The organism is Leptospira idonii (assembly GCF_004770995.1).
Lineage (GTDB): Bacteria > Spirochaetota > Leptospiria > Leptospirales > Leptospiraceae > Leptospira_A > Leptospira_A idonii.
Map to the genome: position 1 here is coordinate 1 of NZ_RQHW01000008.1, position 25,166 is coordinate 25,166.

Annotated in this window: 21 protein-coding genes; 13 read left to right on the plus strand and 8 right to left on the minus strand. The window is 41.5% G+C overall.

What is annotated here, in order from left to right; translation table 11 throughout:
- Nucleotides 1-302 precede the first annotated feature (302 nt).
- Entirely contained in the window at nt 303-725 is a 423-nt protein-coding gene (locus EHS15_RS01960) for a VOC family protein (RefSeq protein ID WP_135758862.1), read from the plus strand.
- Between the two features lie 15 nt (nt 726-740).
- Here EHS15_RS01960 and chrA read toward each other — a convergent pair whose 3' ends face one another.
- Complete coding sequence (gene chrA, locus EHS15_RS01965; protein WP_135758863.1) at nt 741-1,946, minus strand: chromate efflux transporter; 1,206 nt, start codon at nt 1,944-1,946, stop codon at nt 741-743.
- 104 nt (nt 1,947-2,050) lie between these two features.
- Here chrA and EHS15_RS01970 point away from each other — a divergent pair, with 104 nt between their 5' ends.
- Nucleotides 2,051-3,289, plus strand: coding sequence for a BaiN/RdsA family NAD(P)/FAD-dependent oxidoreductase (locus EHS15_RS01970; protein WP_135758864.1), 1,239 nt, complete (start codon nt 2,051-2,053; stop codon nt 3,287-3,289).
- A gap of 19 nt (nt 3,290-3,308) precedes the next feature.
- On the opposite strand, the gene pyk is transcribed toward EHS15_RS01970, so the two are convergent.
- Nucleotides 3,309-4,745, minus strand: coding sequence for a pyruvate kinase (gene pyk, locus EHS15_RS01975; protein ID WP_135758865.1), 1,437 nt, complete (start codon nt 4,743-4,745; stop codon nt 3,309-3,311).
- A gap of 89 nt (nt 4,746-4,834) precedes the next feature.
- Between pyk and EHS15_RS01980 the strand changes: the two genes are divergently transcribed.
- From EHS15_RS01980 to EHS15_RS01990, 3 genes are read left to right on the plus strand one after another with little or no spacing between them, the layout of a single operon-like run.
- Complete coding sequence (locus EHS15_RS01980; RefSeq protein ID WP_135758866.1) at nt 4,835-5,734, plus strand: histone deacetylase family protein; 900 nt, start codon at nt 4,835-4,837, stop codon at nt 5,732-5,734.
- Nucleotides 5,734-6,561 (plus strand): hypothetical protein, encoded by an 828-nt coding sequence (locus tag EHS15_RS01985; RefSeq protein ID WP_135758867.1) that lies wholly within the window; start codon nt 5,734-5,736, stop codon nt 6,559-6,561. Before EHS15_RS01980 ends, EHS15_RS01985 begins: the two co-directional genes overlap by 1 nt.
- Before the next feature lie 14 nt (nt 6,562-6,575).
- Nucleotides 6,576-7,688: a SpoIIE family protein phosphatase gene (locus tag EHS15_RS01990; RefSeq protein ID WP_135758868.1), complete on the plus strand. Its 1,113-nt coding sequence runs from the start codon at nt 6,576-6,578 to the stop codon at nt 7,686-7,688.
- Here EHS15_RS01990 and EHS15_RS01995 read toward each other — a convergent pair.
- The 4 genes from EHS15_RS01995 to EHS15_RS02010 all read right to left on the minus strand — a co-directional run bounded on the left by EHS15_RS01995 (nt 7,645) and on the right by EHS15_RS02010 (nt 13,629).
- The gene (locus EHS15_RS01995) at nt 7,645-9,270 is read right to left on the minus strand and encodes a dolichyl-phosphate-mannose--protein mannosyltransferase (protein WP_135758869.1); all 1,626 of its coding nucleotides are present in this window, start codon (nt 9,268-9,270) and stop codon (nt 7,645-7,647) included. The genes EHS15_RS01990 and EHS15_RS01995 overlap by 44 nt on opposite strands.
- Nucleotides 9,267-10,955 carry a hypothetical protein gene (locus EHS15_RS02000; RefSeq protein WP_135758870.1) on the minus strand — a complete coding sequence of 563 codons (1,689 nt, stop codon included), beginning with the start codon at nt 10,953-10,955 and terminating at the stop codon, nt 9,267-9,269. Before EHS15_RS02000 ends, EHS15_RS01995 begins: the two co-directional genes overlap by 4 nt.
- A 203-nt stretch (nt 10,956-11,158) precedes the next feature.
- On the minus strand, nt 11,159-11,653 hold the full coding sequence (locus tag EHS15_RS02005; protein ID WP_135758871.1) for a putative lipoprotein: 495 nt from the start codon (nt 11,651-11,653) through the stop codon (nt 11,159-11,161).
- An 83-nt stretch (nt 11,654-11,736) separates the two neighbouring features.
- Nucleotides 11,737-13,629, minus strand: a complete 1,893-nt coding sequence (locus tag EHS15_RS02010; RefSeq protein ID WP_135758872.1) for a glycoside hydrolase family 36 protein — start codon at nt 13,627-13,629, stop codon at nt 11,737-11,739.
- 54 nt (nt 13,630-13,683) lie between these two features.
- On the opposite strand from EHS15_RS02010, the gene EHS15_RS02015 reads away from it, so the two are divergent.
- The 5 genes from EHS15_RS02015 (at nt 13,684) to EHS15_RS02035 (ending at nt 19,223) form a co-directional block, all read left to right on the plus strand.
- Nucleotides 13,684-14,322 carry a ribonuclease D gene (locus EHS15_RS02015; RefSeq protein WP_135758873.1) on the plus strand — a complete coding sequence of 213 codons (639 nt, stop codon included), beginning with the start codon at nt 13,684-13,686 and terminating at the stop codon, nt 14,320-14,322.
- Nucleotides 14,323-14,325: 3 nt separating this feature from the next.
- The gene (gene radA / locus EHS15_RS02020) at nt 14,326-15,702 is read left to right on the plus strand and encodes a DNA repair protein RadA (protein WP_135758874.1); all 1,377 of its coding nucleotides are present in this window, start codon (nt 14,326-14,328) and stop codon (nt 15,700-15,702) included.
- A 443-nt stretch (nt 15,703-16,145) separates the two neighbouring features.
- Nucleotides 16,146-16,922, plus strand: a complete 777-nt coding sequence (locus EHS15_RS02025) for an alpha/beta fold hydrolase (RefSeq protein WP_135758875.1) — start codon at nt 16,146-16,148, stop codon at nt 16,920-16,922.
- 277 nt (nt 16,923-17,199) lie between these two features.
- Nucleotides 17,200-18,108, plus strand: a complete 909-nt coding sequence (locus tag EHS15_RS02030) for an esterase/lipase family protein (protein ID WP_135758876.1) — start codon at nt 17,200-17,202, stop codon at nt 18,106-18,108.
- Between the two features lie 74 nt (nt 18,109-18,182).
- Complete coding sequence (locus tag EHS15_RS02035; RefSeq protein ID WP_135758877.1) at nt 18,183-19,223, plus strand: lipase secretion chaperone; 1,041 nt, start codon at nt 18,183-18,185, stop codon at nt 19,221-19,223.
- A gap of 7 nt (nt 19,224-19,230) precedes the next feature.
- Here EHS15_RS02035 and EHS15_RS02040 read toward each other — a convergent pair whose 3' ends face one another.
- Nucleotides 19,231-20,199, minus strand: a complete 969-nt coding sequence (locus EHS15_RS02040) for a putative glycoside hydrolase (RefSeq protein WP_135758878.1) — start codon at nt 20,197-20,199, stop codon at nt 19,231-19,233.
- A 98-nt stretch (nt 20,200-20,297) separates the two neighbouring features.
- Here EHS15_RS02040 and EHS15_RS02045 point away from each other — a divergent pair, with 98 nt between their 5' ends.
- The 3 genes from EHS15_RS02045 to EHS15_RS02055 are packed head-to-tail and all read left to right on the plus strand — an operon-like array spanning nt 20,298 to nt 23,833.
- A complete protein-coding gene (locus EHS15_RS02045; protein WP_135758879.1) occupies nt 20,298-20,861 on the plus strand; it encodes a hypothetical protein in 564 nt (187 codons plus the stop codon).
- Nucleotides 20,858-21,802 carry a histone deacetylase family protein gene (locus EHS15_RS02050; RefSeq protein WP_135758880.1) on the plus strand — a complete coding sequence of 315 codons (945 nt, stop codon included), beginning with the start codon at nt 20,858-20,860 and terminating at the stop codon, nt 21,800-21,802. The genes EHS15_RS02045 and EHS15_RS02050 overlap by 4 nt, the downstream gene beginning before the upstream one ends.
- A gap of 6 nt (nt 21,803-21,808) precedes the next feature.
- Complete coding sequence (locus EHS15_RS02055; RefSeq protein WP_135758881.1) at nt 21,809-23,833, plus strand: Lnb N-terminal periplasmic domain-containing protein; 2,025 nt, start codon at nt 21,809-21,811, stop codon at nt 23,831-23,833.
- 5 nt (nt 23,834-23,838) lie between these two features.
- On the opposite strand, the gene EHS15_RS02060 is transcribed toward EHS15_RS02055, so the two are convergent.
- Nucleotides 23,839-25,104 (minus strand): esterase/lipase family protein, encoded by a 1,266-nt coding sequence (locus EHS15_RS02060; protein ID WP_135758882.1) that lies wholly within the window; start codon nt 25,102-25,104, stop codon nt 23,839-23,841.
- Nucleotides 25,105-25,166 lie beyond the last annotated feature (62 nt).

The window sequence follows — 25,166 nt, forward strand, 5'->3', positions numbered from 1 at the left end:
ATTCTACTTTGGACTTTACAAGTCCTATGGAATTTCGTAAGATATATGATCAAAGGATTGCTTGATTTTTCTGTCCGAATTATTGTAGGAACTCCAGTTCGCCCCCGCCCTGAATAGGGTGGTGGAGGCGGGCCTTGTGGGCTTTCCCTCCCCTTGCCTCTATCACAACTTGCAAGGTTTGTCGCTTTATTGCACGATTTTGCAAAATTTTTTCAAATTTCTTTCACCTTTTTGCCATTTAACTTCAAATAATCGGAGGTTCTTTGGTTGACTCTTCTTTTCTCTCCTCTGATCTGTAAAATATGAAATACTTACATGCTATGATTCGAGTTTTGGATTTGGATGCCGCATTGGATTTTTTTGTAGGGATTTTGGGGCTGCAAGTGACTCGCAGAACGGATCATTCCGACGGCAAATACACACTCGTGTTTTTATCTACAGGAGAGCCGAATGCTCCGGAGATCGAACTGACGTATAACTGGGATCAGAAGGAAGCTTATACTACTGGCAGAAATTTCGGACACCTTGCATTTGAAGTCGATCATATCTATGAGACTTGCGAAAGAATCGCTGCAAGCGGAGTGGTCATCAACCGGCCACCTAGGGACGGACGTATGGCGTTTCTTCGTTCTCCTGATTCTATCTCTATCGAACTTTTGCAAAAAGGTGCCGCTCTTCCTCCCAAAGAACCTTGGGCGTCGATGGCGAATACCGGTCAATGGTGATCGCTTATATTCTAATTATGAAATAAAATGGAATGCTGTTTTGACACCGACCGCTAGGATGATGACGGACCAAGACGGTAGTTTCCAGAACTGGAGTGCCAGAAACAAAAGAACCATCAAACTAAAATCTTCCTTGTTTCGAATGGAATGGCTCCAAATCGGTTGATACAATGCGGCCGCTAAAATTCCCACCACACAGGCGTTAATTGCTATCATGGCCGATTTCATAAACGCATACGATTTCCATTTTTCCCAAACCGGCAAGGCAGCTAAGATCAGTAAAAAGGAAGGAAGAAAGATCGCTGTCAAAGCCAAAGAACTATGAAGATACATATATTCTTTCGTTACTGCCGCTCCTAAATAAGAGGAAAATGCGAAGAGAGGTCCGGGCACCGCTTGCGCCGCTCCGTAACCCGCCATAAAAACATCTTGAGAAACTCCGAAACGGGAAACCACTTCACTCTCCAAAAAAGGAAGCACTACATGGCCGCCGCCGAATACTAAGGAACCTGCAGTATAAAAACTTTCAAAGATAGAGAGGGAAGTATTTTCGTAAATTCGGGAAAAGATCGGCAAAAGAAGCAGCAGCATAAAAAACAAAACGAACATCACTATGCTGGACTTGGGGATTTTTACACTCGCATTCGCAGTGTTTGCATCTGCTGATTCGGCTTCTGTGAAAATAAACTTTCCAAGAATTCCAGAAAGCAGGATTAAAATCACTTGAAGAAAGGTAAAAGGGATCAAAATACAAGCGACCATCGTAAATACGGAGATACTCGCCTTTGCGGCGGTATTTGAAAAACGGATAGCCATATTTGCGACTGCATGCAGAACGATCGTGACTGCTGCGATTTGCAGACCTTGGATGATAAATTCGGTTTTATCGTTGGCAAAACCGGAGATTCCTATATAGACAGCTAACATTAAAATAGCGGAAGGAAGAGTGAATAAAAGCCAAGCGATTAAACTTCCCCAAAATTTTCCGCGAATATATCCGATTGCCATTCCTAATTGGCTGCTTGCCGGTCCGGGAAGAAACTGACAGAGAGCGGTAAGTTCTACGAAAGTTTTTTCATCGATCCATTTTTTCTTTATTACGAATTCATGATGAAAGTATCCTATGTGGGCAATGGGCCCTCCGAAAGATGTGAGTCCGAGTTTGAGAAAGCTGAGGATAATCTCTTTGAAAGCGCTGGAAGAACTGTCGATTTTCTGCATGGTTTACTATTTTACTTTTTCATTCGATTTCATCCAGCTTTTTAGAACGAAAAAAGGGAAATAAATTCTATTCGGAATCGAGTCTTGTCTTAATTTGTAAATTAATGCATCGTTTGGCAATATTAGGCGGCGGCGCTTCCGGTTGTTTTTCCGCAATCCAAGCCAAAGAATTCGGAAAACAAAATATATCCGTCACAATATTCGAAAAATCGAAAGAGCCACTTTCCAAAGTTAAAATTTCCGGAGGAGGCCGCTGTAATGTCACTCATCATTTATACGATCCCGAACTTCTATCCTTAAAATATCCTAGAGGGGAAAAAGAACTGCGTTGGGCTTTCGAATCCTTCCAACCCAAAGATACTGCGGATTGGTTTGCGAAAAGAGGAGTTGTTTTGAAAGCGGAATCGGATGGTAGAATGTTCCCCGTTACGGACGACTCTCAAACGATCATCGATTGTTTTCTGACTGAGATCAAAAAAAAGAGCATAGACCTTCGATTAGAGACTGGCGTCTCTTCCGTGTTTGTTGATGAGAATTCCGAGAAAGGAAAATTTCGCATTCTTTTGGATACGGGTCATGAACTCTATTTCGACTCAGTTGTCGTTGCAACAGGTTCCAATAAAAAAGTTTGGAATTGGATGGAGGCATTAGGACACAAAATCGTTTCTCCTGTTCCTTCTTTGTTCACTTTGGCTTTGGAGAATACCGGCCTCATCGGACTTTCTGGGCTTTCCGTTCCGAACGCATCTCTTCGCATTCTACCGAAAGGTAAAATACAAACGGGCCCTCTTCTCATCACTCATTGGGGATTCAGCGGTCCTTGTGCACTTAGGCTTTCCGCTTGGGAAGCGAGAACTTTATTCGAATTGAACTATCAAACCGATCTGGAAGTGAATTGGATTTATCCGGTCACATTGCAGGAGTTAGAAAATTCTTTTTTAGGATTCAAATCCGAATTTAAAAACTCCAAAATTGCCAATAAAAAATGGGAAGAAATTCCCTCTCGGCTCTGGGAATGGTTTCTGGAAACTCTCAACATCTCATCTGACAAACGTTGGGCGGATGTTTCCAAACAAGAGGTACGATCTCTTTCGGAAATCATTTGCAGATCCAAATTTAGAATGGCATCTAAGGGGGTTTTTAAAGAAGAGTTCGTCACTGCAGGCGGGATTTCCAGAAAGGAAATCGATTTTCGTACCATGCAAAGCAAACAGGTTTCGGATCTTTATTTTGTGGGAGAAACGATCGACATCGACGGAATCACCGGCGGTTTCAATTTTCAAAACGCATGGACCACTTCTACGATCGCCGCCAAACATGTTGCTGATAAATCCGTCCGTTAACGACGCAACTCTATATGTCTTATTTGATTCTATGGATTTGAATGAAGTCCACAGTCTGTGCCACGGAACCGGGCGCTCCGGAAAGGATCACCACAGTATCTCCCGAAGAAAGTTTGCCTTCCGCTTTTAAGGTTTTGCTCATAAATGCGATCATATCGGGGAATTTATCCATCATAGGCATCACATAAGGTTCCACCCCCCAATAGAGTTTCATCTTTCTTGAGGTTCCTAAAAAAGGAGTGAAGGAATAGATCGGTTTGATGGGACGAAACTCCGAGGACAAAAGAGAAGAGTATCCCGATCTTGTGAAGTTAATGATGGCTTTTGCATTGATGGATCGTGCGATCGTTTCTGCAGCGTTTCCTAGAGCGGTTCTTTCCACTTCCAATACGGTTCGATCCATTTGCCTCAAGTGAATGAGATGGATATGGGAATCTTCCGCAGCTTGGATGATTCGTGTCATTGTGGCAACAGTTTCCACAGGATACTTCCCTGACGCGGTTTCCCCGGATAACATTACCGCATCGGTCCCGTCCATCACTGCATTTGCCACATCGCTTGCTTCCGCTCTAGTCGGTCTGGGGTTATCGATCATGGTCTCTAACATTTGTGTGGCGGTGATGACAGGTTTTCCTTTTTGATTGAGTTTAGTGATCATTTCCTTTTGGATGATGGGAACGTATTGGCTGTCCAATTCCACTCCCAGGTCTCCTCTGGCAATCATCACTCCGTCGCAAGCGTCGATGATTTCTTCTATGTTTTGAATCGCTTCCGGTCTCTCTATTTTTGCGATGAGACCTGCGAAACTTTCCTTCATAAATTGGCGTGCGTATTCCAAATCGGAGGCTCGTCTAACAAAGGAAAGGGCAATGTAATCCACTCCCAATCCTAAAGCGAATTGTAGATCTTCTATATCTTTTTCGGACAATGCAGGTGCTGAGATGGGAGTACCTGGCAGATTGATTCCCTTGTTATCTTTTAAAGTTCCTCCGATAACGGTTTCTAAAAGAGCTCTTTCTTTCGTTTTTGATTTCACTAAGAAAGAAAGTTTACCGTCGTCTACTAGAAGCTTATGCCCCGCCTCAATATCGTTTAAAATATATTGATAAGTACAGCCGATCTCTTCCTTCGTGCCTAAAAAATCGGCCTTGTTATTAATATAAAAACTGTCTCCTGTTTTCAGTTCGATCGGGCCGTTGGCAAGTTTCCCCGTCCTGATTTTGGGGCCTTGCAAATCGGCTAAGATCCCGATGGGAGTACCTGCCTCCTGTTCGCATTCTCTGAGGAGTTCGTAAATCTCCTTGTGGTATTCGTGAGTCGAATGAGAAAAGTTCATTCGCGCCATATCCATTCCGGAATAAATTAGATTTAGAATCGTTTCTTTGTTTGCGGAAGCGGGACCGATGGTGCAGATGATTTTGGTTCTTTTCGTAGGAAGCTTTCTATCTTCAGGCATAGGCGAATCTTACTCTTTTTTAGTAAACCTGCAAGCAAATTGCACGGATTGATTTGACTTAGGGCAAGTTTCAACTCAAAATATAGCCAATGGTTTCTAACGGTTTAGCTCTCATTTATCATTCTCAGTACAACCTCGAATTACCCGGTCATATTTTTCCTGCACATAAGTATTCTCACCTGTACAATCGAGTCAAACGTGACCCGGTTTATGCGAGTTTTGATATTCTTCCTCCAAAGATGGCGGAAGAACATGATTTGGAACTGGTTCATACGAAAGAATACTTGGACGATTTATTCAGCTACGATCATACAGCCAGAACCATGTATTCCGAACTTCCTTTGAACAGGAGCATTGTGGAAAGTTTTAGTTACGGAGTGGGCGGCACCATTCTTGCAACGGAATTAACCAATAAACACTCGTTTGCATTCAATATGGGGGGAGGGTATCATCATAGTTTTCCCGACAGAGCGGAGGGTTTTTGTTATCTGAACGATATAGCGATTGCGATCCGAAAATCGAGAGAAAGTTTCCCTAACAGGAAAGCGGTCATAGTCGACTTGGATTTGCATCAAGGAAACGGTAATTCTTATATTTTTCAATATGATGACAATGTTTACACGTTTTCGATGCATCAGGGAAATATATATCCCAAAAAGGAGGATTCGAATCTGGACGTTCATCTGGAGCCTGGAACAAAAGACGATTTCTATTTATCTTCGCTTTACGAGTCATTGAGTCGAATAAAGAAGGAATTTGATCCGTCTATTGTATACTATCTGGCAGGTGCGGATCCTTATGAGGACGACTCCTTGGGAGAATTGAAAATCTCCATGAAGGGTTTAAAAGAAAGAGATAAGATAGTGAGAAAGTATTGTGAGGAAATAGGTGCTCCCTGCGTGATCACTCTCGCCGGCGGTTATGCGAGAGATTTCAGGGATACTGTTGAAATTCATTTCAACACGATAGCAGCCTTCGGTGAAAAATAATGAATGTGTTTTCTTCCACGGATAAAAAGAAAGAAAGTACGGAATGGTTGAATTTAGACGAACTTTCGTTAGTTGATGTTTCTCGTGAACTGAACACTTCCTTAAATATGGAACCGAGGCTTTTCAACCGGTTTCGTCAGCAAGAAGTAGAAGAACTATTGTTAGAGTCAGGACTTTTGAAAGCGGTTCAGTCCAGAGGGTTTCCCGATTCGGTTCTTTCCATAGAGGTTTTGAACGACTTCGACAATCGAGTTTACATCAAAACGAAAAATAATAAAATTCTAGTGCATATGCGTTTGAAGGTTTCCCAATTCCACCTAAAAGGGGACGACGAGGAATTTCCCATGGTCTATATCGACTGGCTTTTAACTCAGAATCTGAACTTTGCCGGATCGAAGTTGAAAAAAGAGCTTTATTTCGGCCAGGAATATCCCGGCTTGAACGTGTTGAACGAGATCACCGACTTTATACGGCTTTTGTCCCAGAGGTTGGGCACTTCCGGGGCCTTCAATGTGCCAGAGTATTTTCATGACGCAGCTTTATTTTCTAGAAAATTCAGATTCATCGATCCCGAAAAAGAAGGTACATTTCGTGCGCTCATCCGATCTTTTAAAGGAACGAATCTGAGACAGCTTTCCTCCCTCATTCACAAAAACAAAGTTTGTTTCGAATCGGGAGAACCTTATGAATGGAAGTACGGGGAAATGATCTCCTGTACCGATATTTATTTGGAAAAGAAGGTTTTCCAAGATTCTTATTTTAAAAAAGTAGAAGAAATCAAACAAAAACTTAAATTTACTTTGAATTCGAAAACTAAGTTTAAGTAATAAAAAGAAAGAATATGGCTGATTACTCCTTTAAACCTGAAATTTTGATTATAGACGACGACTCCGAAATTTGTGAAACCTTGGAGCTGCTCATCAACGGATTGGGTTATTACGTGAGGTATTTCACAAATCCTTCCCAAGGATTGGAATACTTCGAAAGAGAACTCAATCCGATCGTGTTTTTGGACGTGAACATGCCGATGATTTCCGGATTGGATGTGCTCCCCAAAATCAAGGCCATCGATGCCAAAACCCAGGTGTTGATGATGACGGGAGAAAGAGACATACAAACGGTCGTTTCTTCTTTATATCATAGAGCTGCGGATTTTATCTTAAAACCGTTCCACTTAAAATCTGTGGAAGCTGCCATCGCCAGGTCTTTCGAGTATTACAATTTTCTAAAAGATAAGGAATCTCAGGACGAGGCGATCACAAGGGATTTGAGACTTGCCGCACGCATCCAATCGAAAACGATGCAACTTCCCAAACTGAAGAAAAAAATCTATGCGGAAGTAGTTCCCGTACGTTTCGTATCCGGTGATTTTTATCAGGCAATCGCTGTGGATGAAGATAAAACTTTGATCCTTATGGGGGACATCGAAGGGCATGGGGTCACTTCCGGTCTCATCGCAATTTTAATGACCACCATCCACAGGGAAATCGCACGTAACACATCCATCCATCCGGGCAATCTTCTCACGCGGCTCAACCATGAGCTTTGCAGGGAAATCGGAACTCATAGTATGACGGCTGTAAGCATACTTGTGGATCATGCCAAAAAAACGATCGTGTATGCGAGAGGGGGACATCCTTTCCCTATCGTGTTCAAACGAAATTCTTTGGATACGGAACTGCTTCAGGAAAATTCGGGGCAGCTTTTAGGAATTTTGGATTCGATCGAATTCGGAGAGAAAGAAATTTCCGTAGAAGAAGGGGATGTGTTGTTTTTGTATTCCGACGGTTTGCTCGGTTCCACTTCCCATCCTTTGGTGCAGACTCTCACTCATCTTCCTGGAGGGGCTTTGCGAATCGACTCCATGAAAAAGGAAATTGAAACCTATACGAACTATTTGGTTTCTTCTTCTAAAGCCGGTGATGACATAGCTTATTTGCTTTTAGAGATTTAACATATTTGGTATTCGTTTCCGTCGCTCGTGTGATGAAATCCTTATACCAAGTTTTATCTTTTGCCAATTTTCTATCGTAAGCCGATTGAAATTCCTCTCTTAACGATTTTAGTTCGGAAAGAATTTGTTCCTTCTCCGAAAAAGGACAGATTCTTTCCGTAACAAGATAGGCTTTAAAGAAAAAGAAATCCATCTTAGAGAAGAATTTTTTATCTCCTTTTGGGAGAGAACCTATCTTCTTGCCATTTAACTCAGAATAAGCGACAACCAATTCTTTTGTGAAGACTCTCTCCGATTCGTCGTCTTCGGGTACGATCGAAAGGGTTTGTGCGTTCCAAACGAACAAAATGCCGGTAAAGGCAAGTAAGGGCAGAAATCGAAACGCCAAACTAGGAACTTCTTTCCAAAAAACCCACCCTAATAATGCAAAGGAAGTCCAATACACTCCCATAATATCCCAATCTCCCGGGAATCCTAAAAGAGGGTTCATGGTCAATGCATGAAGGGTGAAACCGAGGATGGAAAAAAGAAAGATGCGGTTTTCCGGAAGAGAAAGAATCTGTTTCCATTTGTCCTTTTGGTAAAGAAAAACCGCCAAACAAAAATAAGCAGGTAAAAAACAGTTCCACCATAGAACGGAAAAAAAATCTTTCGTATGTCCTATGGAAATCATTCTTCTCCAAGGATAAAACGGAGGATGAAGTATATGGCTGCTTTGTCTATCGATGGTAGGATCTGAGAAAAATAAAAAATAGGAGAATCCCAAGACTAAAACGGAAAAACCCGCTAGGCTGCAATAGAGGAGATGACGTAACTTTTCCTCCTTAGGAGAAAATCGAAGCCATAAGTACAGAAGAACAAAGGCAAGATAGCCGGATACGATATGAAATAAAATGCATACGGATACCCAGAGAGTTGCACCTAACAAAATATAGATAGGTTGTTTGTCGGCAAGAATGGCTTTCCTCGTCCAGATCAGAAAAAATAAAACAAGAAGAGTGAGTATGGCATAGTTTTCCGCATAACCGAAAAATAACAAAGAGCCCCCTGAAACTAGAAATAATAAAATTCCGGAAAGTTCCCTGTTCTCTCTTTTTTCGGAAGGAAGATACCAACCGATTCCCAGTAAAAAAACGATTCCGCAAAGATAGGAAACGAGTTGATAGGAAAGTTTCGCATCTATTTCTTCGCCGAACATAGGTAAAGTTCTGGAAAAGAGGCTGTTGAAAACGGTGCTTCCCACTTCGTCCAAAGCCACTTGGAAACCGAAAAGTTTTACGTCTAAAAAGCTGTTTTCCAGAAGGATGAGTCCGTCTCCCCAATTCATATTCTCCAAAGGAAAGAGGAGTGAGAATAGAAAGTAGGCTGCCAATAGGTAGGGGAGAGATTTTCCCCAAACGATTCTATCTTTCAGAAATGAGGATATTTTTTCCGATTGAAAATGAAACAGAATCTGCAAAGCCAAAAATAAGGAAGAAATCGTTACAACAGTCGTTCTACTTTGAAGTACGAACCAGGGAGGAGTTTCCATAAAAGCAAAAAGAATATAAAATAAATAGGGAGCGGATAGAAAAAATATCATTTTGTGTCTTGCACCTTTTCGAAGTAAGATGGAGGAAGATCCTCTTTATTTGCGTACGGAAAGTAACCTTTTCTGATATTGAAAAAGAAAAGTTCGGGCACTGTGAAAAAAACGGACTCTCCGCTTTTTTTCAAAAGTTTCCCCTTATCAAAGGGCAGATAGATCACCCCTGCCGCTCCGTTCCCCAAACCCCAAACGAGATTAGTAAGACCATAGATCGGTCGGAGTGCAATCGTGTCGTCCGTAAAAAAAAGAAAGGGATGGTCGTAAGGATTGTCGCGGTAGGAAGATGAGGAAAATCGGAAATCTTCCCGGATGTCTTTCCAATACCCTCCGGTGAGCTGGGATTTTTTTAGAATTCTGTAAGAAGGCATGTTTCTGACTTTGAGAATTCTGAGTTTTTTCTGCACCCGTATCGAAGCCACCGCAGGGATAAAAGAAAAGGAGGCAGGACTGTCTGAAACTGTGCCACCTAACAATTCATTTCTTTTTTCCTCGTCCGGATAAAACAGATTCATATAACGGAAGATTTCGCTCGCGCAGTTTTTATATATGAGATGGTATTTGTAAATCCGAGAAAGATATGAATTGAAATCAGCTTCTCTTTTTACCAAAACAGGCAAAATCTCCTTAGCTGTTTGCCTTTGTTCCTGAGAAAATTCTTTGTGAATGAAACCTTCCGATTTGGGATAAGGGTCGATCTCTTCGAAATTGAAATCTTTTGTCAGCAAGGAATTGATTTTGGTACCTACAGTTTCCCATTCTTTGTAAGCGAGAGAACTGTAATTTTTTCCCAGAAAAACTTGTTTCGACAAAGAGAATAAAGTTAGAACTTCTTTCCCTTTTTCATCCAAGACGGACTTGGGGATCTCCGTCCATTCTTCATCCAAATAGATAGGTATCGTTTTCGTTTTTTTAGGAAATACGAAATAACCTGTATTTAACGAAAGTAAGTTGGATTGCATTCGTATGATGAGAGTCATCTCTTCCCATCCTCCGCAATCGGAACTTAGGACGCATTCTTTGATCTTTTTCGCCAGTTCGGTTTGGTACTCCTTCAATTTGGATTTATCTTGTTCCGTAAGAAAAAATTCCTCTTTTTGGTTCAATGTGAAAAATTCGGAAAGATTCGGTTTGCTCGGATTCAATAAAAAGTTTCTAAAAAACTTTTTTTGTTCCCAACTTTCCCATTTTTGTTTTTCGGAAATATACCTTTTAGGAGGGACGATGGAAGAAAGTTCCGGCGGTATAGAAACGTCCGTTTGCATCTCTTTTTCGGAAAGGGAGAGAAATAGGGTTCGATGAAAATCTTCCGTACTTTTTTCTAAAGATAAAATTTCATTTCGGATCGATTCTTTTTCTTCTTCTGTCCAGTAGAACGCTAGTAAGTCGGGAGAGGGAGTGTTTTGTTTTGGATCTATGGCGGATTCGAAATATCCCAATCCGGCAATAGGAATTTGAGAATTTCCTAACGAGACAGACTGGAGCAGTTCTTTGTCTCTTCTGATTTCTTTTTGGTTTTCGATCCATTTTTTCTGGATCAGATACACTTCATCCCATTTTAATTTGAATGTTTCGAACTGTTCGGAAAGAATCCTTAATTCGGAGAGTTCCAAAGAACGATTTTCCCAAACATTATAATGAAGTTTAAAATCTTCCCAAGGCTGGCGTACGAAATGAAACAATTTGTCTTTATCCGAATATTGCAGATGATATACTTTGTCTTCCAGTAAAATTCCGAAATGGCCTCCGCTGGACTGCCCTGAGTTCGCATTGATATATATGAAGTGGACGGAGGATTGGGAAGGGGAGGTTGTTTTCTCCGAAGAAAAAACTTGAGTGGAAAGGAAAAAGAGAACGGCGGCAGAAAGCCGCCATACTTTGGAGATTAACGAGATAAATAACCTTCTTGAATCAATTGAGCCGCTGTTTCGTTGCTGCGAGAAACTTTAGAAACAACGATTTCCAAATCGGAAACGGTTCCTCCCGCTTGTTTCATACCTTGTCCGATGGCGATATAAGTTGCAGGATGAGATTTCCAATTGGAAAGTCCGTATTCTTTTGCAACCAAAGCCAAGTCTGCTTCTAGGTCTGCTTGAGTGGAAGGATGTTGATAATACAAAGATAAAACAGTTCTTACGTCACTCTTGTATTCGCTTGTCTTTTTTTTATCTTCATCATCTTCGGAAGAGGATTTGGAAATACCGGATGTACTTTTGCTGAGCGAAGTAACTAGCGCCGATGTGGAATCGGAAAGGGAGAATCCTAAACGTGAAAGGGAATTGGAAGCGGAACCTGAAACAGCATCAAAGACAGAACATTGGTGTAAGGAAACGATCGCCAAAAGGGAAATCAGAAAAAGAACCGGTTTTGTTTTGAACATACAAACCTCAAGGAAAGAATTTGCCTAATAGTCTATAGACAAACTTTCCCTTCGGTCAAGGTTTTTTCCTAATTTCCCAGAGTTCAAACTGAGATCACTGCAGAGCCGAAAGCGGGAAGTTCTACTGAGAGAAGATCTTTTTTTTCGGAGAGACTGCAGTCGATGCGAGTGCCTGTCCAAAAATCCAAGAAAGGTTCTTTGGGTTTGAGCCCGGGAGGAAGAGGGACTTGCACTGTTTTGGTTTGTTCCGTGGAATTCCAAATCCCCAAATATCCGGACGGATTGTAAAGAGCAGGAGGAAAATCTTCTTCGAAGATTCCCAAAGGAACAGGAGTATAACCTTGGCATTCCGAATTCAATTGAAACGCTTTTTTCAGAAGTTGTAATCTTTCCATTTCCAGTTTGGTTAGATCGTCGGAAACAAGAAGCATTCCTCCTGATACTGCCATCACGGAAGCCATCAGTTTGGTTTGTGCTTCTGTCATTTTATTTCTTTTTTTACGAACAAGAAGGCAGTCCGGATCGTTGAGCCAAAGATTGCGGTGCATAGAAGCACGAGTCAAATCGTTGATGAGTGCCGTCTCGGTACAAAGAGCGTTTCTATCCTTCAAAAAGGTTCTTAACTTTTCGGGATGCCAAAAAGGAGCTACGTCGCAGGAAATCCTCATTCCGTCGAAAAAACCTACGGAAGGAAGTATGGGAGCGCCGCATCCCAATAGAAAAGTATTTTTGCCTACTACCTTTCGAATCATCTGCATCGCTTCCATGTAACGAGCTTGAGGTGAAAGATTCTTTTTGTAGGTTTCTCCGGGAAGGAGTCCCGCAAATAAAAAATCGAGCTTGAGATAAGGATATCCCCATTCCTTTACGATCGTGGAAAATACTTTTTCCAAATAGGCAAGGGAGGTAGGATGAGTGATGTCCAGTGCATAGGTAGCATCTAGCCCCCATAACGGCTGATAAATGGCAGGAACCGGTTTTCCTTTTTCATCTTTTAAAATGGCTTCGGGATATTTGCGAAAGAATTCCGATTTTTTGCGGACTAAAAAAGGTGCCAGCCAAATTCCAGGTTTGAGACCCACTCGTTTGATTTCATCCGCAAGGATTCTCATCCCTCCCGGAAATTTTTCGTTGGGGACAAGCCAGTCTCCGATTTCCTTTTGGTAACCGTCATCGATTTGGAAAAACTCCACAGGGAGATTCAGTTCTCTTACCTTAGCAAGATTGTCCAAAATGATCTTTTGATCGATTTTAGTATAATAGTAATACCAGGAACACCATCCTGTAGGAACCTTTTTCGGGAAAGCGGGAGCTTTCAGTTCCGTTCCCAGATGTTTGAAATACTTGGAAAGTTTTTCTTCCGGGGAACCTACGAAACTTTCTATTTTGATTTTGGAGATGGAAAGTTTCGCATTGGGACGTATGTCCGGCAGACAATAAATATCATAGATCGCTGATACGTATTCTACTTCACCTGTTTGTGTTAGATGGATGTCGAATTTGATTCCGAAATCTCCTCTGTCCCAAGAAGCGTATAAAATTCCGTTCTTATTTTCTTTGTTATACGCAAGTAGGAAGTATTCGGAAAGGAATAATCCTGCCTTACCTTTTTCACCAGAATAGATGTTCTCTTGAGAGTATTGAAGGAAGGAAAGTCTGGGAGAAAGATCTTGTTCTTCCGGTTTCATTTTTTTCGTAAGAGACCAGGATTGATATCCCTGTTGTAGGATTTGAAAACCATTCCCTTCCGGTTTTTGATCGAGAGTGATTTCCAAAAAGTCGATGCTGAATCCTACATCGGGTCTTGTGGATTCTCTCCAAATCAATTTAGGAGAAATTGTGGTACCTGCTTTGCCTTCCGTGGAAGTAGAGATTTGCAGTTCGAACTTTTTACATTCGCTGATAAAACTGCCCGGTTTGAGAGGCTGGAAATGGGAAATTGTGATAGAGTCGTAAATGCGGTATTGAATTTTCATCTTTGAAAAATCTATTTGATGATTTTATTGGGTGTGATTCCATAGTAAGCCATTATGACCCAAAAACGTTCAACTATAAAACCTGTTGTTTTACAAGGCGATCTCAGTGATGAGTTTTTTGAAGCCTTTAAGAAAGATGACCGGTTAGCTGTCGATTGCGAAATGATGGGCCTCAATCCTCGCAGAGACAGACTCTGCGTAGTTCAGATTTCCGATTCTAAAAATCGAGTGGCACTCGTTCAAATCCTCCCAGGACAAAAAGACGCACCTAAAATTCAAAAACTATTCGAGTCTACGGACATCGTTAAGATCTTTCATTTCGCACGTATGGATCTTAACTTCCTCAGTGCCAGACTGGGAATCAAAGTTAAAAATGTATTCTGCACCAAAATCGGAAGCAAACTTGCCCGAACATACACAGACAAACACGGATTAAAAGAACTGATCCGAGAGTTTTTCGAAGAGAATATCGATAAAAAGAACCAATCTTCCGACTGGGGTAAAAAAATCCTCACCAAAGATCAAGTAGACTATGCGTCGACGGACGTGCGTTATTTGATCTCTTTGGAACAAATCCTCACGGAAATGATGATTCGTGAAAATAGATTCGAAATCGCCCAAAAATGTTTTCAGTTTTTAGAAACGCAAGTGGAGTTGGATCTGTTGGAAGTGTTTCATATCTTCGAACATTGATCCATGTCTAAAAAACCCCCCGCCAAAGTCTTTCTCTGTAAAACCTGCGGTGCCCAGTCCCAACGCTGGGCGGGAAAATGTTCCGAATGCGGAGATTGGAATTCCATAGAAGAACAAGTTCCTGGAGGAGGGGGAAGGTTCGAACCTTCTTCCTCATTCAAATCCACTTCCTCGGACAGACGTTATGCGGAACCGGTTCCTGTCAACCGTGTGGAAGAATCCAAGTGGAATCGTCTTTCCACAGGGTTTTCCGAACTCGATCTGGTGTTAGGTGGGGGAATTGTTCCCGGAAGTTTACTTCTAGTGGGAGGAGAGCCCGGGGTGGGCAAGTCCACCTTGGTTTTGGAAATTTCCAGAGGTTTGTCCGGCACGGGCAAGGTTTTGTACATTTCCGGGGAAGAATCTTCCTCTCAAATCGGAATGCGCGCCAAAAGGATGGGACTGGACAATGAAAACATCCTTCTCTCTTCCGAAATCTATGCGGAAAACATCTCAAATATGATTTCAGAAGTGAAACCTTCCGTGGTCTTCATTGATTCCATTCAAACGATCATGAAAGAAAGTTTGGTAAACCAAGCGGGCAGTGTCACTCAGCTTAGAGAATCGTCTCAGATCTTTTTGGAAACAGCCAAAAGAACAGGCATTCCTATTTTTTTAATCGGCCATATCACAAAAGACGGATCCATCGCAGGTCCGAAAGCTTTGGAACATTTGGTAGATACAGTCCTTTATTTTGAAGGAGACCGCCTCAATTACTATCGTATCTTAAGAGCAGTGAAAAATAGATTCGGTGCCGTGGGAAATACTGCCATTTTTGAGATGGCTCCCGAAGGGCTCAAACAAGTGTTAGATCGTCATAGATTGTTCATTGCTCCCGAAACGGAAGAACGTTCGGGCAGCGTTCTTGCTTCCGTAATGGAAGGCTCTCGCGCTATCAGCGTGGAAGTGCAGGCTCTTGTTGCGAAGTCTTCTTTTGGACAGGCAAGAAGGATGGCGGAAGGATTAGACAATCGAAGAGTGATTTTGCTTGCGGCAGTCATTGAAAAGTTTTTGGGAATCCCTCTTTCCGAAAGCGATATCTTCAGCAATTTGGCGGGAGGTCTCAGCATCGATGAACCCAGTTTGGATTTGGCCATTGCCGCATCCATCGTCTCTTCCTTTCGGGACAAACCCATCTCCAGGCAAATCGGTTTTTTAGGAGAAGTAGGTCTTTCGGGAGAAGTGAGAAGCATCGGTCAAATCACTCTTCGTTTGAAGGAACTGCAGGGAATTGGAATCACGAAAGTGTTTCTTCCTTACGGCAACTTAAAGGAGTCGGAAGGACTGTTTCCCGGCATACAATTGGTAGGAATCCGCAGACTTGGCGATTTAGAGATTTAAGTCGAGATTCGTTCCTAGCTCAATTTCTCTGTGCCTCCTTGCACAGAAGAAATTGCTTCGGCCATCCTTGGCCTTCGCCACCGCTAGAAACTCTCTCTCCCGATTATGAGGATAATATCAGAGTTTTATATATGTTTGTTGGGCGCCTTATCCGGCTCTCCCTCGACGAGGGCGCTCGGTCGATCCGGGGCGTTTCGATAGCTAATGAATCAAATAGTCCCTGACAACCAATGCTGACAACCAATGAATTGTCTTTTATTGCTTCCTTATTTTAAGGAAGTCGTAAATCTTTTCCGACTTCCTTGCCCTTGGAAAGTTGAGTTAAAACATCTTATATGAAAAAAATCATCAATTCGTAAAAAATAAAATACGAATTGATGAAAACATATAGTTGAAAGAGTTTTATCTCTCCCTTAAACTTGGCTCTCGAGGAAACAAGGGATATGCGAACCACTCGATCCAAAGACGGAACCATTCTTGCTTACGATGTTACCGGCAGCGGCCCTGCGCTCATTTATATTACAGGTGCTAGTTGCTTTCGGAATTTTTTTCCTATCCGAGAAGATGTGAAATCCTTCTCCACTCGATTCACAGTATATAATTACGACCGGAGAGGCAGAGGTGATAGCGGAAACACTCTTCCTTATTCCGTAGAAAGAGAAGTGGAAGATATCGAAGCGATGATCGATGCAGCGGGAGGGAAGGCATTTTTATACGGCCATTCTTCCGGTGCTGTACTTGCTTTGGAAGCGGCACTTCGTCTGAAACATAAGGTTGCCAAAGTGGTGATCTACGATGCTTCCTATGTTCATAATGAAGAAGAAAAACGGGAGTATGAAAAATTAAGACAAACAGTCGAAAGTTTGTTAGAAGTGAAAAACGATTCGTCTGCTATGAAAACCTTTCTGAAAGGAATAGGAATGCCTAAATTTTTCGTATTTCTACTGCCTTTATTTCCCGGCTGGAAAACAATGAAGGCATTGGCTCCCACTTTATCATATGACATCAGTTTGACGAAAGATCTTCCTCCTTTGGAAAGAGTTGCACATATCTCTTTACCGATCCATATCATCGTAGGTGAAAAAAGTCCATTAGGAATTCGTGATGTAGGTTGTAAGTTAGCTGCTGCAATTCCCAATGCAAAGTTTACTGAGCTTGCGGGAGAAGATCATATGGTGAGTTCTAAAACGTTATTGCCTTTGTTTTCTGATTTTTTTTAAAACAGATCCGCATTCTTTATTATGGTGCATTGCAAACTAAGTGTTTTTGCAGTGCTATCTGATCACTGTTCTATCCATCATCTTTAGGTAACTCCCTGAAAAATATGTGCACTTACGATACAAACTGTAGCATTTGAATGGCGTTCTTATTTCCGATGTGCCTTTGTTAGAGGGGAAAAATCATAAATTGAAAAATATTAGAAATAATTTCAAAATTATTGACAAATTAAATGACTCTGACACACATTTGACAACCGAAAGGTAAAAGGAACCACATATGAAAACAAAACTACTCGCAGGAATTTTCGCTCTTTCATTTGCACTCCCATCTGGGTTGTTCGCAGGCCCATTGGATGGACAGTGTATCGCACTCGTACACGGAATCTTAGGATTCGATGACACCAAAGGTTTGGCTGCCGGCCTAGTAAAATACTGGGGTGGATTAGATGGTTACCTTAGATCTCAAGGTGCAAAAGTAACAACTCCTGGTAGTTCCGCTGCAAACAGCATTCCGGTTCGCGCAGACCAAATCAAAACTGCAGTGACTTCTTGGATGAGCTCCAACGGTTGCTCTAAAGTACAATTGGTAGGACACTCTCAAGGTGGACTAGTAGTTCGTTACATGGTAAAAAACTTAGGTTTCAATACTAAAACCGCAACCGTTACTACAGTTGACTCCCTTCATAAAGGAGCTCCTCTTGCTGATATCGTATTGGCAGTGATTCCTTCTTGGTTGCAACCTTTCGCAAACTCTGCACTCAGCTTACTCGCAAAATTGGTTTATCGTGACGGTCGTCCTCAAGACGTAATCGCAATGGGAAAATCTCTTACTGTAAGCTATGTAAACTCTTTCAACTCTTCTACTCCTAACGTTTCCGGAATTAAATACTACTCATACGGTAACGCAATGGCTTGGGCAGACCTAATCCAACACCCACTTATGGCATTGACTCACCCAATCACTTGGGCAGGTGGAATTTTCTACGGACTAGGTGGAGCAAATGACGGCGTGGTTCCATTGACTTCTCAAAAATGGGGAACTTACAAAGGGGAAGCTCCTTCTTATTGGTTCGCAACAGGTATCGATCACTTACAAGCAACAAACTTCGAATGGAGTGGTCAAACTTACTTCGACGTAAACGGCTGGTATTTGAACATCGCTAAGAACGCAAAAGCTGCTCTTTAATCTTCCCTAAAAGATTTAAGGAAAAGATAAAGGTCGTGCTGTAAAGCATGGCCTTTTTTATTTAGTAAGGATATATGGATAAAAAAAATATTTTCATCATCACTGGCATCGCTTTGGTTTTTGCCATTTCTGTTTTTTTTCTCGCACGTAGTTTCGGTTCTTCGGAAGACTCAAAAACAAATACGGAGTCAGGCGAAATGAATGAAAATTCGAATCCCAATCTGAATCCACTCGGTAACGCTTCCTCCGAATTTTGGGACGAAGCACTTTCTCCTTTCAGAGAGGAAGAGAAAAAAAGTTACCTGGAGATATTAAGCGACCTTCAGTCCGGTAAAATCAATTTTGTTTGGGAAGTTTGGGCGCTTCGCCGCAAATGCGATAAGAATTATACGGCAGATCAGTGTAATGCGGTTCTTCTGGCCTATGTGGATGCCAATTACGATAGCCCTGACAAAGAAAAGATCAGAGATCTATTCGAAAGTTATTTCAAATACGAAGCAGCTATGCATCGTTTGGAAATTCCTTACACTACCAGTTTCGAAGATAAGTATGAGATTTTGAAGTCACAAAGAAAACAAATATTAGGTGATGAGAAACACGATCTTATTTTCGGAATGGAAGAATCCCAAGTTAATTTTATGGAAGGATCCAGAAATTTCATCGTATCTTCCAAAAATATGAGCCCGGAAGAAAGAGTTCGTAAATACCAGGAATTGAAAAAGAAAACATACGGCTCTTATTATGATTCCGTAGTGAGTCGGGAAGATAAATTCGATCATTATCAGACGGAAATCGAATTGAGAGAAAAGGAATTCCAGAATCTGGGTCCTGAAGATAAAGAGAAAAAGTTAAACACACTCGAAGTCAAATATTTCGGAAAAGAAAGAGCCGCAGCTATGGCCAAAGACCGCAAAGAAGAGGCGGATGCGAAACTTAGAATTTCCGAATATGAAAAGCAGGAGAAGGAATTTTTAAATCAAAATGCTTCTATGAGTGCTTCCGAAAAAGAAAGAAAGTTAAAAGATCTTAGAATCAGAGTTTTAGGAAGCGAAGAGGAAGCGGACGCTTACGCCCGCCGTGCCCAATTCGAAAAAGAAACCCAACAATTGCACTGATTCTAAACTAAGGAGAAGGGTTTCTTTGTAAATCCTTCTCTTTTCGATAGTCTTCGTAAGCCTTGAAAGTTTCGTAATAATCGTTCCCTGCATTCCAAACGATAAATCCGTGTCCTTGGGAATCTTTTGCACCTAACATTTGTACCTTGATATAGTCTTTGTAACTGAGTTTACTTGCTCCGATCATCATGTTGAAACCTTGAACCCAAGCGATCGCTTTGGTGCCCGGTTTGGCTCTTTGCACTGTCAGATCCAAACCGTCTTTGATCGTTCCATAGGGATCGGCCACTCTTTTCGTAAGTCCGTAAAAATGAGAAGGGTATAACATAGGATAAAGTCCGTCCAATGTCTCGCTGAAAGGTTCCACTTTTTGACCGATCACATCGTTTTCTATGAAAGGAACTCTTCCGAAAATATCAGCGGTCCAGATCACGTCGTTTCCGCATACCTCTTTGGTTTTTTCCTTATGATCTTTGATGATGGAAAGTATGCTTTCGTATCTTTTTTCGTAACTCATACTGAAATTTGTTCCGCCATCCGCATAACGAATGTAATCGAGTTGAATTTCTTTGAAACCTGCAGAACATGCCGTCCGAATGGCTTTTTGTATGGATAACATCAAACTAGGAGAAGGTGACTTTTCGATGAGTCCTCCTTCGAAGTTCACTACCCTTGCGATCGGATAAATTCCTCTCGCTTTCGCATCTGCGACTTGTGCGGCGCTTGGGGCATGGGGTTGAATGTCGATCACTGCCGCATTCATTCCGCTCTCTTGCATTGCGGAGAAAAGAAGATCCCAGAGTTTTTGACTGCGAATGGTTTTGGTATTGATGTACAAACCTTCTACGAACGCAGGGCGAATTCCTGCCTGAACGGAAGATCTTGCATTGGATGAGTTTACATCCGCAGAAGAACAGCCGAATAGGATGCAGAAAGAAATGAGGATAGAAAGGAATAGGGGAGATTTGGATTTCATAGTATCTTTTTCTGTCAGATTGCGAAACTGAATCGAAAATTCAATCGAATCGATTGACGAAAAATAGGAAAGATTCTTAGATTTATCTCAAAAGACACATGATAGAAATTTCCAAAGATTATGAATTGAAGTCGTTCGGGCGTTTTTCGGAAGATTTCGCTTTTCCAGTACCATTTAAGGACAGAGCTGCCGAACTCACCCGTTGTTTTAAAGAAATCGGAAGCGATTATCTGAACCATTTGGGGGACGACGGCAAAGTCACCGGTTTGGAGAAAAAAAGCCTGGTTCAGAAAATGGAAGATCTGCTTCTCATCGTGATTATGCTTCGTAGAATCGATTTCGCCCCTGGACAGGACAATGTTCTTATCGAAAAATCAAACCAAAGCTTCCGTCTCGAACTAAGGTTCATCGACAAAGCCATTTGGAGTATGAGCGGGATCATGCAGCCGGAATACCAAATGAAAAACAGAAACTTTAAGGACTGGTTCAACAATCAGTTGTCTGCGGACATCAAAAAGTTCATCTCTCTTTACGGCGAAGCCGTTGCGGACAAGGTTTTGACTCCGGAAGAAAAATCGGTGCTTTGTTATCAGTTGGATATATTGGTCATCGAAATCATAGAAATGATCGTTTATGTGGAAAGGTTCATGTTGTTTTTATGAAAAGCAGACCTAAAACAGCCGTAACTTTTCGAGATGAATTCCTGTTACACGATACGGGAATCGGTCATCCGGAAAATAAAGGAAGATTGGAATCGATTCTTTCCGGGCTACAAAGGTTTTCTCACGATGAGATTGTTTGGGACAGGGATTTTTCTCCTGCTACTAAAGAACAAATTTCCCTCATTCATAAAAAGGCTTACATCGACTTGGTGGAAAACGCATGTGATTCCCGTCCTTTCGGATACTTCGATGCGGATACACCTTTCTCTTCTTTTTCTTTTCGTGCTGCTTCCTTGGCGGCAGGTTCCGGGATTCATTTGGCGGATCGAATTCTTACAGGAGAGATTCGAAACGGCTTCGCTTTGGTACGTCCTCCCGGGCATCACGCAGAGGCGAATCACTCCCAAGGATTTTGTTTTTTCAATAATGTGGCTGTCACTGCGAAATACCTTCAATCGAAAGGGATCGGAAAGGTTTTTATTTTAGATTGGGATGTGCATCATGGAAACGGAACACAACATCAGTTTTATGAGGATGACTCCGTATACTTCGCTTCTTTTCATCAGTATCCTTTTTATCCCGGAACGGGTTCTGCGGATGAAATCGGTTCCGGAAAAGGGAAAGGTTATAATTTAAATTTTCCTTTGTCCCGCTCTTCCGAAGAGTTCGACTATGTTAAACTCTGGCCTAGTTTGCAAAAAGAGATAGAGAGGTTTTCTCCCGATTTTATTCTTATCTCCGCAGGTTTCGATGCTCACAAAGATGATCCGTTAGGCGGGATGAGACTCTCTACTTCCAGTTTCGAAATGCTCACAAGGAAGATCAAAAAAGAAGCGGAAGATATCTGTCAGGGAAGAATCATTTCCTTTTTGGAGGGAGGCTACGATTTTGCGGCACTGTCGGATTCCGTTTATGCTCATATAGGTGTTCTGTCTTCTTGATCCGAAATGGGTTTTCCGATCTATGTTTTGATTTTTGTAGGTTTCTTTTTTGCGTTCGTTTCTTCCGTAAAATCTCATCCGAATCTCATTTCGCAGGTCTTCTCTGGGCAGGTTTCAAAAACCGACTCTAAGGGGGCTCTTTCTCACATAAACTCTCTCGACCGAAAAAAATACATACAAGAGTTAATTGGAAAAATAGAAGAACACGAACTTTATGATACAAAACATTGGAAAAGACTTCTTCGTTATAAAAAGAATCTTTTAGGAAAAGAAACATCTGAAATAGATTCGAAAGCTTATTTTTTTTCTCTTAAAGGAAATACAAATCCGAAAGAGGAGATGATTTCCACCTTACTCTCCTTTTTCGAAGAGGAACCGGAAGATCCTTCCCGAATGCATCCTCAATGTTTTTTCCCGGAACGATTCTTCTGGATGAACTCTATCCTGCATTTCGATTCTTCCCTGCTTACATTCCGCAAATGTTCCAGGTTCGAAGAATGGAAAAAAGTTTTGGATTTGGATCATATCCGGCTCGTATTCGCTTCTTATTATATGCAAGCGCCAGCATCCATGTTCGGTCACAGTTTTTTCAAAATGAATTCGAGAAACAACCAAAGTTCAGAACTTTTGGATTACGGAGTGAACTTTGCAGCAGACCCGGGAGAGATCTCTCCGATTTCATACATGATCGGCGGTTTGACGGGAGGTTATCCTGGTAAATTCGGAATCTTTCCTTATTATCTGAAAATCAACGAATACAATCATCTGGAGGGCAGAGATCTTTGGGAATACAAACTTAAGTTAAATGAAGAAGAGAAAGAACGTTTTTTACGCCATTTATGGGAGATGGGAAGAGCTGATTTCGATTATTATTTTCTTACCGCAAACTGCGCTTATCAATTGATTCAGCTTTTGGAAGTCGCCAAACCTTCTTTAGAGATAAATGCCAAGGCAGGTAAGATCGTAACGCCTTCCGGTACTATGGAGTTGGTCTTTCAAGAGAACGATTTGGTCGAAGAAATTGTGTATCGTCCTTCGTTGAACACTAAAATTCGGGAGAATTTGAATGTTATGAGAGATGATGAAAAACGAATGTTTTTTCGTTTGTTCGGTGAAGGCGAAAAAATCGCTTCTGAAATAAAGAAAGAGGATAAAGTCCGCAAAACATTAGTTCTAGATACTCTGCTTCTATCTTGGCAGTATGGATCTTTGCAATCGGATTCAGGAAAAGAACATCCTGGATACGGAGAACTTCTTTCCGAAAGGAGTAAACTCGCAGAGGAAACTGTCGTTCTTCCTGAAAGAAAACCATTCCCTCCTCATCATGCGCATTCTTTGAGCAGAGTCTCTTTGGGGTATGGGAATTCTAGTTTGGGGAATTTTTCGGAACTTCAATATAGAATCGCATACCATGACCTTTTGAATTCCTCTCGGGGTCAGTCGCCTCATTCCGAACTTGAATTTTTTTCCACCAAACTTAGGAACTATGAAGGAGGTAGACAGGAATGGACTTCTATGGATGTTCTAAAATTAAGCTCCTTGTCTCCTTACGATTCAGTCACTAGAAAACTTTCTTATTCGTTTCGTTTCGGATGGGATACTGCTCTTGTTTCTGAAAAAAGAAAGTTCGAATTTTCCGATTTGTTTTGGAAGGAGAAAGATCCTATTCGTAGACAAGCGGCCAATTTGGATGTTATGGCAGGATATTCTTTTGCGAATCCTTTTTTCGGAAAAGAGGAAAATTCCATCTTTTCTTTGTTAGGAGGGATTTCCGCGCAAGGTTCTTCTTATTTTCACCAAGGACAAAGATTCGGACCCCAAGTGTCGGGGCAGTATTTACATGAGTGGGGAGATTTTAAGATCCACTTTTTATATGGATACCGGTATTATGCGGCAAGTGGAAATGAAGACCAGTTCACTTCCGGGATCAAACTGAGGTATTCCCTTTCCAAAGATCATGAACTGAGGTTCGAATACGGAAGACAAAAACGGTACGATGAATGTTTTTTATCCTACCATTATTTGTTTTGAACGTCTCAGCGGGATAAAATCAAATCGATCCAATCGAAAAGTTTTCTGGAATTTAAAATGGAAAAATGGTTCGCTTTTTCTATCTCTAAGGTTCTGAGATAAGGATTTGTTTTTTTGGAATACACTTTGTCCGAAAGATAACGAAGGCTTTGTTTTTCCACGATCCCGTCTCCTAAAAAATTTTGAATCGGATTTTCAATCGTATCTACGAGAGAATAGGCTTCGTAAGCATCCATATCGTCCAACTCTCCCAGGTAGGTTTCTTCAAAATATTGGCGAATGGGCGCCCAAAAATCCTTTTCTTCCTTTTTGATGATCCCGAAAGAAAGATCTTTGATGGCATCACTTCTAAGATTGCCTATCATTCCTATGATTTTCAAAGCGGCAACCGGACTTTTTTCAAGAAGGAAACCCAGCCAAAAACCTGCTTTTTCTAAATAGGAACCACGGTTCGGTGCCGATATGGAAATCACCTTTTGGAAGTTTTTCACCCATGGTTTGTTTTCCAGTTTCGCATGATACAAACAACTTCTGAATACCAAACATCCTAAACTGTAACAAACCATATTCGGTCTTAGGTCCGGATCGTTTTGGAAAAAGATATCGAAAAGATGCATCAGCTTTTTTCCGTTTTCATGAATCGGAAGCCCGTGATTGTAACGAAGATAAAACGGGTGGAAATCTTTCTTCATAAGTTCCGTAGAGATACCTTTGGAACGGACTTTTCTTTTTTTATAAGGAACCCATTTTTCCAACCAGATGGTTTCATCCGTGAAGAGACCGGGAATAAAAAGGACGGATTGTTTTTTACCGGAAGCTTTATAGGAGGAGACCGCTTCTTCCACGGAGATATCTCTTCCTACTTCTCTGAAACTCATTTCGATTTTAGTGAGTTTGATTTTTTGATCGTGGGAACTTCCTATGATGCTGGAGATCACTCGATTGTCGAAGATCAAGTTTTCTCCTTTTTTCCCTGTCGCTTGGACGGCAAACATCGTTTTTTCGAACGCAGTGTTCGTAGATTCGATGGCTTGGTTCATCGCTTCGTCCGTCTTGAGACTTGTATCTTTGACTGTGATTCCTGCCCTTTGCAGCGCATCTCTCCATTCCGGTTTATAAAAGAACGCGTTGGATAATAGATGTAAGCCGTTCCCCGTGCCGGTGAGACTTCCTTTGACGAGATGACGTACTCCCTTGAGAAGAGAGTCGGTGGATTTTTGAGACAGGGAGACCGCTTTGCCGATTGTGGAATGAAGGAAGATTTGAATCACAGAAGGATTCTAACTGATTGTGAAAAGAAACCAATGAAAATATTTCCCGAAATCGGGAAAAA

Coding starts and splice junctions, on each gene's coding strand:
- EHS15_RS02025 (WP_135758875.1), top strand. CDS start 16,146: ATGCGAACCACTCGATCCAAAGACGGAACCATTCTTGCTTACGATGTT.
- EHS15_RS02010 (WP_135758872.1), bottom strand. CDS start 13,629: ATGAAAATTCAATACCGCATTTACGACTCTATCACAATTTCCCATTTC.
- EHS15_RS02050 (WP_135758880.1), top strand. CDS start 20,858: ATGAAAAGCAGACCTAAAACAGCCGTAACTTTTCGAGATGAATTCCTG.
- EHS15_RS02045 (WP_135758879.1), top strand. CDS start 20,298: ATGATAGAAATTTCCAAAGATTATGAATTGAAGTCGTTCGGGCGTTTT.
- EHS15_RS01960 (WP_135758862.1), top strand. CDS start 303: ATGAAATACTTACATGCTATGATTCGAGTTTTGGATTTGGATGCCGCA.
- EHS15_RS02035 (WP_135758877.1), top strand. CDS start 18,183: ATGGATAAAAAAAATATTTTCATCATCACTGGCATCGCTTTGGTTTTT.
- EHS15_RS01985 (WP_135758867.1), top strand. CDS start 5,734: ATGAATGTGTTTTCTTCCACGGATAAAAAGAAAGAAAGTACGGAATGG.
- EHS15_RS02055 (WP_135758881.1), top strand. CDS start 21,809: ATGGGTTTTCCGATCTATGTTTTGATTTTTGTAGGTTTCTTTTTTGCG.
- pyk (WP_135758865.1), bottom strand. CDS start 4,745: ATGCCTGAAGATAGAAAGCTTCCTACGAAAAGAACCAAAATCATCTGC.
- EHS15_RS01995 (WP_135758869.1), bottom strand. CDS start 9,270: ATGATATTTTTTCTATCCGCTCCCTATTTATTTTATATTCTTTTTGCT.
- EHS15_RS01990 (WP_135758868.1), top strand. CDS start 6,576: ATGGCTGATTACTCCTTTAAACCTGAAATTTTGATTATAGACGACGAC.
- EHS15_RS02040 (WP_135758878.1), bottom strand. CDS start 20,199: ATGAAATCCAAATCTCCCCTATTCCTTTCTATCCTCATTTCTTTCTGC.
- EHS15_RS01980 (WP_135758866.1), top strand. CDS start 4,835: ATGGTTTCTAACGGTTTAGCTCTCATTTATCATTCTCAGTACAACCTC.
- EHS15_RS02030 (WP_135758876.1), top strand. CDS start 17,200: ATGAAAACAAAACTACTCGCAGGAATTTTCGCTCTTTCATTTGCACTC.
- EHS15_RS02015 (WP_135758873.1), top strand. CDS start 13,684: ATGACCCAAAAACGTTCAACTATAAAACCTGTTGTTTTACAAGGCGAT.
- radA (WP_135758874.1), top strand. CDS start 14,326: ATGTCTAAAAAACCCCCCGCCAAAGTCTTTCTCTGTAAAACCTGCGGT.
- chrA (WP_135758863.1), bottom strand. CDS start 1,946: ATGCAGAAAATCGACAGTTCTTCCAGCGCTTTCAAAGAGATTATCCTC.
- EHS15_RS01970 (WP_135758864.1), top strand. CDS start 2,051: ATGCATCGTTTGGCAATATTAGGCGGCGGCGCTTCCGGTTGTTTTTCC.
- EHS15_RS02005 (WP_135758871.1), bottom strand. CDS start 11,653: ATGTTCAAAACAAAACCGGTTCTTTTTCTGATTTCCCTTTTGGCGATC.